Annotated in this window: 1 pseudogene; it reads left to right on the forward strand. The window is 40.3% G+C overall.

The window, feature by feature from the left end:
• Positions 1-113 precede the first annotated feature (113 nt).
• Positions 114-303 (forward strand): annotated as a pseudogene (locus HC733_RS22760) (transposase); the annotation flags it as partial.

Consider the following 303-nt stretch of genomic DNA (forward strand, 5'->3'; position numbering starts at 1 on the left):
AATTTGCTCTAATGATGTTGTGGTATTCATTGATCACACCTTAGTTGTTTAGGTTGCAATCAAGTATGCCGGATGGTTTTTACTTATTTGCGCTATCTTGCCGTAAGGTCACGTTTAATTACCCTGAAGATATCCGTAAAGCGATTTACACCACCAATGCCATTGAGTCACTTAACAGCGTCATCCGCAAGGCTATCAAGAAACGGAAAATCTTCCCCAGTGATGATTCAGCTAAAAAGATGATTTATCTTGCCATCAAAGATGCCAGCAAAAAATGGACAATGCCCATTCAAAACTGGCGTC

It is taken from the genome of Pseudoalteromonas sp. S16_S37, from assembly GCF_014694405.1.
Taxonomy (GTDB): domain Bacteria; phylum Pseudomonadota; class Gammaproteobacteria; order Enterobacterales; family Alteromonadaceae; genus Pseudoalteromonas.